This is a genomic window from Glutamicibacter sp. HZAU, from assembly GCF_004100365.1.
In the GTDB taxonomy this organism is placed as follows: domain Bacteria; phylum Actinomycetota; class Actinomycetes; order Actinomycetales; family Micrococcaceae; genus Glutamicibacter; species Glutamicibacter nicotianae.
In genome coordinates, this window is record NZ_SCKZ01000001.1 from 85,633 (window position 1) to 98,780 (window position 13,148).

Here is a 13,148-nt window from a genome sequence, read left to right on the forward strand (position 1 = left end):
CTAGTGGGTGCGTGCCTGCTCGCGGGCTTCCAAGGCTTCGCGGCCCACGAGCAGGCCCACCTTCTTCGCGCGGATCTGGGTGATCCACGCAATCAGCAGGCCCAATGCGGCCAGGCCGGCACCAACCACCGACGGGGCGCGGAAGCCATAGCCGGCAGCGATCACCGCGGCACCCAAGGCGGCGCCCAGCGCGTTGGCGACGTTCAGCGCCGAGTGGTTCAGCGAGGCAGCCAGCGACTGCGCATGCGGGGCCGAATCCATCAGCAGGGTCTGCAAGGCAGGGATCAGCAGGGAACCCACCGCACCCATCACGAAGACCATGATCATCGTCGGCACCACCCAGCTGGTCACGGCAGCGAAAATCAGCATGGTCGCGATCATGAAGACCGATGACAGCTTGATCGCGCCGAAGATCGACCAGTCGGCCAGCCGGCCACCGGCCAGCGAGCCGACAACCATGCCCACGCCATAGAGCGCCAAGGCCAGCGGTACCAGCTCGATCGGCAGGCCCGCCTCTTCGGTCAGCGTAGGCGAGATGTACGAGTACACCGCGAAGAAGCCGCCGAATCCGACGATGCCGGTGAGCATCGCCAACCAGACCTGGGCGCTGCGCAAGGCAGACAGCTCGCGGCGGATGCTCGCCCCGGCTTCAATCTTGCGCCACGGCACGAACACGCTGATCAGCACGGCGGTCAACACGCCGATCGCGGTAACCACCAGGAACATCGAACGCCAGCCGTATTCCTGGCCCAGGCGGGTCACCAGCGGGACACCGGCAACGTTGGCCACCGACAGCCCGAGCATCACCCAGGCGATGGCGCGTCCGCGCATCGTGGCAGGAACCAGGCTGCCGGCGAGCACACCGGCCAACCCGAAGTAGGCCCCGTGCGGCAGGCCTGCAAGGAAACGGGTCACCAGCATGGTGTTGTAGTCGGGGGCGAAGAACGAGGAGAGGTTGGCGAGCGTGAAGAAGAGCATCAGCAGCTGCACCGCACGCTTGCGCGGGATCTTGGCGGCCAGCGCGGTGAGCACCGGGGCGCCCACCACCACGCCAATCGCGTAGGCGCTGATCATCAGGCCCATCTGCGCATAGCTCACCTCAAGATCGGCAGCGCCTTCCTGGAGCAGGCCCATCATGGCGAATTCCGTGACGCCGATGCCGACGCCGCCCATCGCCAAGGCGAGGATTGCCAGCAGCAGTTTTCCGCCAGATAAGTAGGCAGTCATTCAGGTTCTCAATTCGTGGCAGGGTCTTGGGACGCGGCTCCCTCGGCGCTCTTACCCATCGTAGTGACTGCATCGGGCGAGACCGGCAATCCCCTAGCCGAAAATTACGATTCCCACAGTATTTTGTGCCACTCTATTAAGTCCTATGGCTCATTCATCGCATCATCGCCTGTCGGCCTCGCGAATTATCGCGAGGTTCTTCTTTGCCCTGCTCTGCCTCGCGCTGGCCGGGCTGATGGTGTTCCACCAGCAGATCCCCGATGTCATGGGCCTTGGATTGATCGTCGACAACCTGGCCCCGTGGATGGGACTGGGCATCCCGGTGCTCCTGCTGATGGCCTTGGTGGTGCGCGGGCGCATCAGCTTCATCGCACTGCTCGTGCCCATGGTCGTCTGGGCGGTCCTCTTCGGACCGGCGTTTCTGCCCTCGGATCAGCGCGTCCCGGACGCTTCGCTGCAGGTCGGCACGCAAAACGTCCACGAGTCCGCCGGTGTGCAAGCCGCCCGCGAGCTGGCCGCGCACGGAGCGCAGGTCATCACCCTGCAGGAAATCGGCGAGGGCCAAGAACCTGAGATCACCGCCGAGCTGGCCGAAACCCACCCCTACCGCTACATGGTCAGCACCGTCGGGGTGTGGAGCGCCTATCCGCTGAAAAACCCGGAACCCCTGGACTTGGGCCTGGGCTGGGACCGCGCGTTGCGGGTTGACGTGGCCAGCGGCAGCGGGGATGTGCGGTTATATGCGGTGCATGCGGCGTCGGCCAGGCCCACAGGGCACCACGAGCGGGACATGATGCTCAGTTCGCTGGCCGGCTACTTGGCCGAAGACGATTCTTCGAAGATCGTAGCGACCGGCGATTTCAACGCCACCAGTTCCGACCGCCACTTCGCACCGGTCGCCAACCAGTTGCAGGAAGCCCACTACAGCGACTGGGGCCTGGCCCTGACCTGGCCGCGGACGCTGTTCCCGATGCTCGGCATCGACCATGTGATGCTGCGCGGAGTCGAATCAGCCGGCTTGGAGCGGCTGGAGATCGCCGATTCCGATCACTACGCGCTGGCGGCCACCATCGATTTGGGGAATTAGACCGCTTCCAGGCCGGTCTGGCGCAGCGTGATGTTGATCCTCCCGCCACCAAGTCCGAGGCCTGCCGGCGCGGTCCCGGCGTGGATCTTCGTCACCCCGTGATAGGCGAAGCGTGACGGGCCGTCGAAGACAAACAGGTCTCCCGAGGCCAGCCGGATCTCTTGCCATGGCCGGTTGCGGTTCTCGGTATTGCCCAAGCGGAACGTTGCCGAATCGCCGATGGACAATGAAACCACCGGTGCGTTGATCCGCTCTTCGGCGTCCTGGTGCATGCCCATCACCGCGTGCGCATCGTAGTAGTTCACGATGGCGGCATCAGGCTGGTATTCCTGCGCGCGCTGCGGATCCCCGGTAGCCTCGGCTACCGCCTGCTTGCCCAGGCGGACCAGCCACTCTTCCATGGGCGCCACGGTTTGGCCACCCAGGTCGCCAGCGGTCCTTGAATAGCTGCCCGGGCTCCAATGCCAGCCCAGGCACAGGCTTTGCACGCTCATCGGATGCCCGTTGATGCGTGTACGGTGCGGCGGAACCGGCCCGCTGCCCCACTCGAAGAAACGCCGCACGATCCACTGCTGCGCAGCCGCGTCCAGCCATCCCGGCAAGTGCCAGGCGCCTGGGCGCACCGCTCCCCCGGTGCGGGGCAATGCACTGTCATCGAAAAGCGACTCCATGCTTCCAGCGTGCCCGTTGCGGGCAGGGCTCGGCAAGTCTCCTGCGTATTCGCTCACTGAACTTTGCAGGATAAGCCGGCACGGTGCCTTGCAACAATATTGACGATAGTGACTTTGTGTTTCGTCTTGCCCCCGCAAAGATTTCGAAAAGGTTAACCTTTATTCGATTTATTGCGCTTGAAACAATTGCGATACCTCTGGGAAAACCTGGGCACCTAAGCTGAGTGCATCCACTAGTTCAAGGAGAACCCCATGTCACCCCGAGCAACTCAAGCAGAATCAAGGACACCATGATTGGCATCGACCTCGAACTGCACGGATGCACGGTACTGATCGCTGGAAGTAAATCCGGGAGCAAGAATACCGCGAAACGCTTCGAAGCAGAGGGCGCCACGGTGCTCGCCGCCGAGGAGCCCTTCGAGGCAATACAGCTGCTGGAACAGGCAGGAATGCTGGTGATCTGCGATGCCGACCCGCTGCGCTTCACCTCCCTGGTGCAAGCAGCACGCATCCCAGTGATTCGCCTGCGCCCCACACCCAAATCCGGATCCATCACGCTGCTTGGCGGCGGGCCCGGCGCACTGGATCTGCTCACCCTGCGCGGGGTCCGGGCGCTCGCCGAAGCCGAGATCGTCTTCGCCGACCGGCTCGGCCCCGCAGCGCACCTGCCGGCGCTCGCGCCCCAAGCTGACATCATCGACGTCGGCAAGCGCCCCGGGCACCACAAGCTCACCCAGCGCGACATCGAAGCCAAGATGATCGATGCCGCCCGCGGCGGAGCACGAGTCGTGAGGCTCAAGGGCGGAGATCCCTTCGTCTTCGGCCGCGGCTTCGAGGAAGTCGCCGCCGCGACCGCAGCCGGCATCCCGGTCAGCGTCATCCCCGGACTGAGTTCCTGCATCACCGTTCCGGCAGCGGCCGGCATCCCGGTGACCGCTCGCGGCGTGAATACCATGTTCACGGTTATCTCGGCCCACGACCCGCTCAGCGATGCGCAATTGGAGCACCTGGCCAAGCTGGGCGGCAGCATCGTGATCCTGATGGGCATGGGCACCGTCGAGCAGACCGCCGCGGGCTTGCACCGGGTCGGCATGGACCCGCGCATGCCCTGCGCCATCATCGAATCCGGCACCACCGACATCCAGCGCACCAGCTGCACCCGGCTGGCCGAACTGGCAGACACCGCCCGCGGCCATGCAAACCCTGCGGTCATCGTCATCGGCGAGGTTGCCGGGCTGCCGGCCAGCCTGCTGGCACAGCAATTGGAGGTGGCCTGATGGGCACCCCCAAGCCCCTGGCCGGTTTCCGGCTGGCAGTGACCAGCGACCGCCGCTCGGCAGAACTCATCGAAGCCTTCGAACGCCGCGGAGCAGAAGTCACCCATACCCCGCTGCTGCAGCTGGCACCGCTGGACGACGAGCAGCAGCTGATCGCGCAAACCCGCAAGCTGATCGAGCTGCGCCCGCAGGCAGTAGTCATCACCACCGCCTACGGCTTGCGCCGCTGGGTCGAAACCTCCGAAGCCGCCGGCATCGGCGACGAGCTGCTGAATGCGCTCGGCCAGGCGCGGCTCTACGTCCGCGGCGCCAAGGCCCACGGCGCCGTCAAGGCCCTGGGGCTGGAACCGGCGGCGGTGGCCGCGGACGGGCGCAGCGCCTCCATGCTCCAGCTGCTTGAAGGAAAGCTCGACGGGGCCACCGTCGCCCTGCAGCTGCATGCCGATTCCGATCACGGCCTGCCGCAAAGCCTGCGTGAGCTCGGCGCTCGCCGGGTGATGGCGGTGGAACCCTACCGTTGGCAGGACACCAGCAGCGACAGCGGGATCTCCGCCCTGGTGGAAGGGCTGTGCACTGCCCGCTTCGACGCGGTGACCTTCACCAGCGCGCCGAGCGTGCACGCGCTGTTCGCTGCCGCCAAGGCCCGCAACCGCCTGCCCGCGCTGCTGCGCTCCCTGGCCGATCGCGTCGTGGTGGCCACCGTTGGACCGGTGACCGCAGCCCCGCTGATCAATGCTGGCATCAGCAGCCCGCTGGTGCCCGAACGCTATCGCATGGGTGCCATGATCGGGCAGCTCGTGGAGCATCTGGATTCGCTGGGCACCTTGCAGGCACAGACGATCCACGGCCAGGTGCAGCTGCGCGGGCGCACCCTGACGGTCCAGGACGAGGACTGCGAGCTGACGCCCGGGCAAGCCGAGCTGGTGCGGGTGCTGATCGAGGCTGGCGGCAGCGTGCTCTCACGCGACGAGCTGGGGGCGGCCCTGCCCGAAGCCAGTTCCAAGCATGCCCTGGACATGACCTTGAGCCGCCTGCGCAAGGCATTGCCCCAGCCGGACATCATCGCCACGGTCATCAAACGCGGGTATCGGCTGAACGTTTGATCGCCCGAATGGGCTTTTTCCCGCCGGGTTACGTAGGATCGGTGTCATGGTTACTATTCAGGTTGCCGGAGAGGCGCTGGTCGACATCGTCGATGGCGTAGCGCATCCCGGCGGTTCCCCGATGAATGTTGCTGTTGGACTGGGCCGGCTGGGCCACGACGTCCTGCTCCAAACCGACATCGGCGATGACGAGCATGGCCGGCTGATCGCCGAGCATGTGGCGGCCTCTGGCGTTCAACTCGCTGCCGGATCGCACACCGATGCGCAGACATCCAGCGCCACCGTGATGCTCGACGAGTCCGGAGACGCCAACTACGAGTTCCAGCTCAACTGCACCTTGCAGAGCATGGCATCAACCCAGGCCGCATTGTTCCACTCAGGTTCCGTGGCAGCGTTCCAGGGCCCCAGCGCCGCCCGGATCCACGAGGCGTTCGAAGCGTCCCCTGCGGGACAGATCCTGAGCTTCGATCCGAACCTGCGCCCGGAACTGGTTGAGGACCGGGCCGAATCGGTCAAGCAGATCGAGAAGCTGGCCGGGCTGGCGGATATCGTCAAGCTCAGCGACGAGGACGCCCTCTGGCTCTACCCGGGCTGGGATGCCGACCGCATCCTGGAACACTTCCTGGATCGCGGGGCATCCCTGGCGGTCATCACCTTCGGTGCCCGCGGCGCGGAAGCACGGACCAAGCACACCGAGGTCATGGTCCCCTCGATCTCGGTGCGCACCGAAGATACGGTTGGCGCGGGCGATGCGTTCATGGCCGGGCTGCTGCACGCCATCTTGGACAGCTCGCTGGCCCAGTCGCTGCGCGATGGCACGGAATTGGACAGCGTGGAGCTGGAGAAGGTCATGCAGATCGCTGCGGTGTGCGCGGGAATCACCGTCTCGCGCACCGGCGCCAACCCGCCAACGCTAGACGAGCTCAACCAGTTCCTCAGCACTACGACGCGCTAGCACGTTCCGGTTCTGGCAAATCACCGCTGGGATCTGCGCCTGGAAAGGGCGCTGATCCCAGCGGCTTTTCATTTCATCCGTTGTGGGTGAAGGTGTTTTGCTGGCGTGTTCTGCCGGGGCGGCTTGGATGCAGGGCGAAAAATGCAGATCAGGTTGCTAGAGTTCCTTAGCAGTGCATTTGCCCTATTCATCGAGGAGGCCCCATGGGGAGCAAGGTTCCAGCCGCCGACAACACCTTGCGGATCCTCAGGCTGCTGGCCAGCCGGAAGACCCCTACCCCGGCGGCGATGATCGCCACGCTGCTGGAGCTTCCCCGCTCCAGCGTCTACCAGCTGCTGAACGTGATGCTGGAACACGGATTCATCAGCCACTATCCAGAGGACAAGTCCTACGGTTTGGGGGTCTCGGCGTTCGAGCTGTCCAGCGCCTACACCCGCCAGGAACCGCTGGCCCGGCTGGGCGCTCCGCTGATTGCCCAGCTGGTCGACAAGGTCGGTGAAAGCGCGCACCTGGCAGTGCTGCACGGTTCGGACGTGCTCTACATCGTCGAGGAACGCGCCAAGGGCCGCCCATCACTGGTCACCGACGTGGGTGTCCGCCTGCCGTCGCATCTGACCGCCTCAGGCCGGGCCATTCTCGCAGCGCTGCCCAAATCGCAGGTCCGTGCGCTCTACCCCAGCGCCGCCAGCTTCTCTGAGCGCGTGGCCGAATCATCGATCTCCAGTTACGCGCAATTGCGCCGCGAGCTGGAGCAGAGCACGCAGCGCGGCTACGCAGTGGAGCGCGGGGATGTCACCCCGGATTTCCACTCGCTGGCGATGGAAATCCGGGACTCCAATGATTGGCCGGTGGCTGCTGTGGCCGTCACCTTCCTGGCTGACCGGGTTCCCGAAGAGAAGCGGGAGGCCCTGCTGGCCCAGATCCACGCCACCGCGGCGGCGATCACCTCGCGGGTGCAGGGCAAGCGTCCTGCCTAGCGCAGGAAATCGAACGAAGCGCGCTGGCGCTGATCTGAGCAAGCTAGCAGCTGGACGCACCCGTAAATTCCCATGAATCTGAAATACCGGACAGCTCTGCCGATTCTCCGGTGTCCAACCCATGGCTCATGTCCAATGATGGAATCAGTTAGCTACGTTACATCGTAAGGAATTGCCATGTGCCACGAACCACGTGTCGTCCGCGCCCCGCGCGGCACCGAACTGACCGCCAAATCCTGGGCCACCGAGGCCCCACTGCGCATGCTGATGAACAACTTGGATCCGGAAGTCGCCGAACGACCCGAGGATCTCGTGGTCTACGGCGGAACCGGCAAGGCGGCCCGTTCCTGGGAAGCATTCGACGCCATTGTCGAGACGCTCAAGGATCTGGAAGAGAACGAAACGCTGCTGGTGCAGTCCGGCAAGCCCGTGGGCGTCTTCAAGACCAACAAGTGGGCGCCGCGGGTGCTGATTGCCAACTCCAACCTCGTGGGCGACTGGGCCGACTGGGAGCACTTCCGCAAGCTCGAAGCAGAAGGCCTGATGATGTATGGCCAGATGACCGCCGGCTCCTGGATCTACATTGGCACCCAGGGCATCTTGCAGGGCACCTACGAGACCTTCGCCGCAATCGCCAAGAAGCGGTTCAACGGCACGCTCGCCGGCACCTTGACCCTCACCGGCGGGTGCGGCGGGATGGGCGGTGCCCAGCCGCTGGCGGTAACCCTCAATGGCGGTGCGGTACTAATCGTCGACGTGGATGAAACCCGCCTGCGCCGCCGTGCATCCAAGCGCTACCTCGACGAGGTCGAGCTGGATCTGGACAAGGCGCTGGAGAAGGTCCTGGCCGCAAAGGCCGAGGGACGTCCGCTGTCGGTGGGCTACGTCGGCAACGCCGCAGAGGTCTTCCCGGCACTGCTCAAGCGCCACGAAGCCGGCGAATTCGCCTTCGACATCGTCACCGACCAGACCAGCGCCCACGATCCGCTGAGCTACCTGCCGGTGGAATACACCATGGAGCAGTGGCACGCCGAAGCCGAAGCGGATCCGTTGGGCTTCACCAAGAAGGCGCAGGCCGCGATGGCCGCGCATGTCGAGGCCATGGTCGGGTTCCAGGATGCAGGCGCCGAGGTCTTCGACTACGGCAACTCGATCCGCGACGAGGCGCGCAAGGGCGGCTTCACCCGCGCCTTCGAATTCCCGGGCTTCGTCCCGGCCTACATCCGTCCGCTGTTCTGCGAGGGACTGGGTCCATTCCGCTGGGTGGCACTGTCCGGAGATCCGGAAGACATCAAGGTCACCGACCAGGCGCTGAAGGAGTTGTTCCCGGAGAACGAGCACCTGCACCGCTGGCTCGATGCCGCCGAGAAGCATGTGGAGTTCGAAGGCCTGCCGGCGCGCATCTGCTGGCTGGGCTACGGCGAGCGCCACAAGGCGGGCCTGCTGTTCAACCGGCTGGTGGCCGAAGGCAAGGTGTCCGCTCCGATCGTCATCGGCCGCGACCACCTGGATTCAGGTTCGGTAGCATCGCCATACCGCGAGACCGAGGCCATGAAGGACGGCACCGATGCCGTGGCCGACTGGCCGCTGCTGAACGCGCTGACCGCCACCAGCTCCGGTGCCTCGTGGGTATCGATCCATCATGGCGGCGGCGTCGGCATGGGCCGTTCCATCCACGCCGGCCAGGTTTCCTTGGCTGATGGCAGCGAACTGGCTGCCGCGAAGCTCGAAGCGCTGCTCACCAATGATCCGGGCATGGGCGTCATCCGCCACGTGGATGCCGGATACGAACGTGCCGCCGAGGTCGCCGCCGAGCGCGGAGTGCGCATTCCGATGGCAGCGCAGGAGAAGTAGCACCCTTTTAAATCAGCTTGAGGCGCCACCGAGGTGGCGCCTCAAGCTATTGTCATCTAATTGCTGGTCATCACTTCCGGCACTATGGCTTGCGGGTTTCGGCACTGATGAACCATGCCTGCTGTTCCAGATCCGCAATGTACTGGTGCAGGATGTCGGCCGTAGTTGGATCCGCCTCGTCTACCGGATCATGGACCTCGCGCATGACGCCCACGGTTGTCTGCAACGCCTTGACAACCATGTCCACTGCATTAGTCGTGAGGATTTCGGTGTTCACCGGTTGTTCCAACTTGGTGTACTTTGTGACCGTTGCCGCCAGTCCATCGGGAGTGGCATGCAATGCGCGCATCCGCTCGGCGATTTCGTCGGAACCGCGACGTGCGATATCAACGATTTCGTCAAGGTTCTGATGCAGGTCGCGGAAGTTGGGACCGACAACATTCCAGTGGATCTGCTTGCCTACCAACTGCAGATCCAGCAGCTGGACCAGCACGGTCTGCAAGGAATCGCGCAACACCTCCGGGGCCACGAAGCCGTTCTCTGCGTTCTCGCGATCGGTTTTCTTCGCTGGAGTATTCTTCGAATTAGCCAATGCTTCTCCTTACGTTGTCATGGACGCTTGGGGCAAGACCTTTCTCGGTGTCCCACTTTTGACACTATCGACTTGGCACCCCGATTCCGAACGAATGGATCTTTCTTTCGGGCAACGTCCAGCTTTCTCTTTTCGCGTGCCAAGTTTCTCCCGCAATTCCAGGGCGAGTCATGCTGTCTGCCTTTCGGATTCATCGGATTGGCTGGCACCAGCTCCAGCTAGCACAACTTGTCGGATGTTGACCTGTCTTCTGCGAGTTGAATGGGGATTGCATTAACTGCAGGTTGCCAGCTGCTCAGAGCTTCCCGGAAAGCTTGAGCAGGCACCTTCAGGCACCTAGCGTTGGGCAGGTCAGGAATCACCGATCCACGGAGGACGACATGTCTGAGCAGGATGCAAACGAGCAGTTCGGGAACTTCGACAACAACGAATCTGAAGGCTACGAGAGCCAGTCCAATTCAGATTTCGCATCAGGAACAGATGGCGGATTTGAAAGCCAACCGTCAGAACAGCAGTCCTTTGGAGGCGGAAACGAATCCGGCCAGGAATCTTTCGGAAGCGAGCAGGAAGAATCCTACGGCGGCGGAGACGAGTACGGCCAGGAATCATACGGCGGCGAAAGCCAAGGAGAATCCTACGGTCACGGTGAAGAGTCCGGCCAAGAATCATTCGGAAAGGACGAGGGCCAGCTTACGGCAGCGACCCGGGGCAGGAATCCCTGGGCGATAGCCAGTCTGGCCAGGCGTACGGCAACAATGAAAGCCAGTTTGGTTCCCAAGAACAGGAAGAGGGGTTCTAGGGAGCTTGCAGCTTGGCAGACACTCCTGCCACGCGGAATTGTGGCCCATTCTCCAGTTGGGCACTTGTAATCGCTTCACTGCTTGCACCGGGCAAGTGGTGAAGCGATTATTCTTTTTGCGACGCAGAATCGCCAGCAGATCTTCTCGGGTTTGGTCTCGGACCTGCCAATAACCATTAGAGAATATTCGTTCGTTCCTCTGCCACTCCCGTTGGTTATTAATTGCTGTTCGACGCAGAATGGATATAAGCACCGTGTATCCGAATGTGCTGGCCGGTTCGACTGACAGGATGTAAATGTTCTCGAAAATTGCCAATCGCTTCGCTGGCCCGCTGGCGGTTGGATTCCTAGCCGTAGCGCTGTCAGGTTGCGTGAGCATTGAATCCTCCAGCGAAGAGACCAAGGCTCCGGAGAATGCTGGTCCCATCGAAGGTACCGTCACCCCGAGAGCCAAGGCCTCGGAAGGCGCGGCTACCGGCACGCCTAATGTTCCGAAATCACCTGCGGACAGCACGTTCCAGTCCGTCTATGATTTCCTCGATGCGCAAGCGACCGAAGTCAGATGCACGGGCAGCATGGATATCGCCGACATGGGCCAAATACTCAAGCTCGTCGGTGATTGTGAAAACGTCACCGTCTCTGGAGACGGAAACATGATCGTCGCTCCGCACATCACGAACCTCGAGCTAAGCGGCAACGGAAATATCGCAGCGGTCAAGAACATCAAGCAGGTAGCTTTTAGCGGCATCGGCAATTCGGCCGCATCCCTCAACGAGAACGCCGAGTTCACTGACAACGGTTCGTCGAACAAGTTCGGCGAGGACGCCTTCGAAGGCATCACCTTCTAGAACCCGGAATTTTCAACGGACCGCGATTGGCATGCCAATTGCGATCCGTTCCCTTCTGCCTCCGTGGCACTGTCTGGCATTTCGGACAGATGACCCGATTATCGATGCCGTGCCATCCCGATCTGCCGAACAATGGAAATTAGAGACCTCATTGCAGCGCAGAGAACGGATTGAACATCATGACTGCTTCCCCACTCGTCACCCTGGACCTTACTGGAGCAACCGCCGATGACGTGATTGCGGTAGCCCGGCACAACGCGCAGATCCGCATCGCGCCACAGGTCCTCGAAGAACTGGCCACGGTTCGCGCCCACATCGATGCCCTCGCCTCAGCCGACACCCCGGTCTATGGCATTTCCACCGGTTTCGGCGCCTTGGCTACCCGCCATATCGCGCCCGAGGACCGCGCGAAGCTGCAGCGTTCGCTGATCCGCTCGCACGCAGCCGGCATGGGAGAACCGGTGGAGCGAGAAGTGGTGCGTGCGCTGATGTTTCTGCGCGCCAAGACCTTGGCCTCCGGCCGCACCGGCGTACGCCCGGTCGTGCTGGAGACCATGGTTGGACTGCTCAACGCCGGCATCACCCCGGTAGTGCGTGAATACGGTTCGCTGGGCTGCTCGGGCGACCTTGCCCCGCTCTCCCACTGTGCCCTGGTGCTGATGGGCGAAGGCGAAGCCACCGACCGCGAGGGCGTGCAGCGCCCCGTGCCGGAACTCCTCGCAGAGGCAGGACTTCAACCTGTGGAACTGGCGGAGAAGGAAGGCCTGGCGCTGGTCAACGGCACGGACGGCATGCTCGGCCAGCTGCTGATGGCGTTGGCGGATCTCGAAGAGCTCGCAGACATTGCCGATGCCACCGCGGCCATGAGCGTCGAAGCCCAGATGGGCACCGACCAGGTCTTCCGCGCCGAACTGCACGAGCCGCTGCGCCCGCACCCGGGACAGGGCCGCAGCGCGGCGAACATGTACAACTTCCTTTCCGGTTCCCCCATTGTCGCCTCGCACCGCGAAGGCGATGGCCGGGTGCAGGATGCCTACTCGCTGCGCTGCTCCCCGCAGGTGACCGGCGCCGTGCGCGACACCATCGCCCACGCCCGCCTGGTTGCCACCCGCGAACTGGCGGCGGCCATCGACAACCCAGTCGTGCTGCCTTCGGGCGAGGTCACCTCCAACGGCAACTTCCATGGCGCTCCGGTCGCCTATGTCCTGGACTTCCTGGCCATCGCGGTTGCCGATCTGGGCTCCATCGCCGAACGCCGCACCGACCGCATGCTCGACCCTGCCCGGTCCCGCGACCTGCCGGCTTTCCTGGCTGATGACCCGGGCGTGGACTCGGGCATGATGATCGCCCAGTACACCCAGGCGGGATTGGTTGCCGAGAATAAGCGCTTGGCCGTACCGGCGAGCGTGGATTCCATCCCGTCATCGGCAATGCAGGAGGACCATGTTTCCCTGGGCTGGCATGCGGCCCGCAAATTGCGCACCGCGGTAGGCAACCTGCGCCGCATCCTCGCCATTGAAATGCTGATTGCCGGCCGTGCGCTGGACCTGCGCAAGCCATTGCAGCCGGGCCCGGCCACCGGTGCTGTGCTGGAGCTGCTGCGCACCAAGGTCGCAGGTCCAGGCGAAGACCGTTTCCTCTCTGCCGAGCTGGAAGCGGCCTGCGAATTGCTGGCTACCGGCGAAGTGCATCGCGTGCTGGAACCCCATCTGGCGAAGTAGCTGTTCGAGGGCCACTGTGTGGGGTGCCGGACATTGC

At 63.5% G+C, this 13,148-nt stretch carries 12 protein-coding genes; 9 read left to right on the forward strand and 3 right to left on the reverse strand.

Annotation, left to right across the window (positions count from 1 at the left end; genetic code table 11):
• Entirely contained in the window at nt 1-1,227 is a 1,227-nt protein-coding gene (locus tag EKH49_RS00390; protein ID WP_128469164.1) for an MFS transporter, read from the reverse strand.
• Nucleotides 1,228-1,372: 145 nt separating this feature from the next.
• Between EKH49_RS00390 and EKH49_RS00395 the strand changes: the two genes are divergently transcribed.
• Nucleotides 1,373-2,314, forward strand: coding sequence for an endonuclease/exonuclease/phosphatase family protein (locus EKH49_RS00395; RefSeq protein ID WP_128469165.1), 942 nt, complete (start codon nt 1,373-1,375; stop codon nt 2,312-2,314).
• On the opposite strand, the gene EKH49_RS00400 is transcribed toward EKH49_RS00395, so the two are convergent.
• Nucleotides 2,311-2,985 carry an alpha-ketoglutarate-dependent dioxygenase AlkB family protein gene (locus tag EKH49_RS00400; RefSeq protein WP_073707855.1) on the reverse strand — a complete coding sequence of 225 codons (675 nt, stop codon included), beginning with the start codon at nt 2,983-2,985 and terminating at the stop codon, nt 2,311-2,313. The genes EKH49_RS00395 and EKH49_RS00400 overlap by 4 nt on opposite strands.
• 290 nt (nt 2,986-3,275) lie before the next feature.
• On the opposite strand from EKH49_RS00400, the gene cobA reads away from it, so the two are divergent.
• From cobA to hutU, 5 genes are all read left to right on the forward strand, one after another.
• Nucleotides 3,276-4,262, forward strand: a complete 987-nt coding sequence (gene cobA / locus EKH49_RS00405; RefSeq protein ID WP_128469166.1) for a uroporphyrinogen-III C-methyltransferase — start codon at nt 3,276-3,278, stop codon at nt 4,260-4,262.
• Nucleotides 4,262-5,365 carry a uroporphyrinogen-III synthase gene (locus EKH49_RS00410; RefSeq protein WP_128469167.1) on the forward strand — a complete coding sequence of 368 codons (1,104 nt, stop codon included), beginning with the start codon at nt 4,262-4,264 and terminating at the stop codon, nt 5,363-5,365. The genes cobA and EKH49_RS00410 overlap by 1 nt, the downstream gene beginning before the upstream one ends.
• Before the next feature lie 46 nt (nt 5,366-5,411).
• Nucleotides 5,412-6,320 carry a carbohydrate kinase family protein gene (locus EKH49_RS00415; RefSeq protein WP_128469168.1) on the forward strand — a complete coding sequence of 303 codons (909 nt, stop codon included), beginning with the start codon at nt 5,412-5,414 and terminating at the stop codon, nt 6,318-6,320.
• A 203-nt stretch (nt 6,321-6,523) separates the two neighbouring features.
• Nucleotides 6,524-7,297, forward strand: coding sequence for an IclR family transcriptional regulator (locus EKH49_RS00420; protein ID WP_128469169.1), 774 nt, complete (start codon nt 6,524-6,526; stop codon nt 7,295-7,297).
• 177 nt (nt 7,298-7,474) lie between these two features.
• Nucleotides 7,475-9,151: a urocanate hydratase gene (hutU, locus tag EKH49_RS00425; protein ID WP_128469170.1), complete on the forward strand. Its 1,677-nt coding sequence runs from the start codon at nt 7,475-7,477 to the stop codon at nt 9,149-9,151.
• An 82-nt stretch (nt 9,152-9,233) separates the two neighbouring features.
• Here hutU and EKH49_RS00430 read toward each other — a convergent pair whose 3' ends face one another.
• A complete protein-coding gene (locus EKH49_RS00430; RefSeq protein ID WP_038990915.1) occupies nt 9,234-9,743 on the reverse strand; it encodes a Dps family protein in 510 nt (169 codons plus the stop codon).
• Nucleotides 9,744-10,123: 380 nt separating this feature from the next.
• Between EKH49_RS00430 and EKH49_RS00435 the strand changes: the two genes are divergently transcribed.
• The 3 genes from EKH49_RS00435 to hutH all read left to right on the forward strand — a co-directional run bounded on the left by EKH49_RS00435 (nt 10,124) and on the right by hutH (nt 13,111).
• Nucleotides 10,124-10,612: a hypothetical protein gene (locus tag EKH49_RS00435; protein WP_128469171.1), complete on the forward strand. Its 489-nt coding sequence runs from the start codon at nt 10,124-10,126 to the stop codon at nt 10,610-10,612.
• A 226-nt stretch (nt 10,613-10,838) separates the two neighbouring features.
• A complete protein-coding gene (locus EKH49_RS00440) occupies nt 10,839-11,390 on the forward strand; it encodes a DUF3060 domain-containing protein (RefSeq protein ID WP_128469172.1) in 552 nt (183 codons plus the stop codon).
• 179 nt (nt 11,391-11,569) lie between these two features.
• Entirely contained in the window at nt 11,570-13,111 is a 1,542-nt protein-coding gene (gene hutH / locus EKH49_RS00445; RefSeq protein WP_128469173.1) for a histidine ammonia-lyase, read from the forward strand.
• Nucleotides 13,112-13,148: the final 37 nt, after the last annotated feature.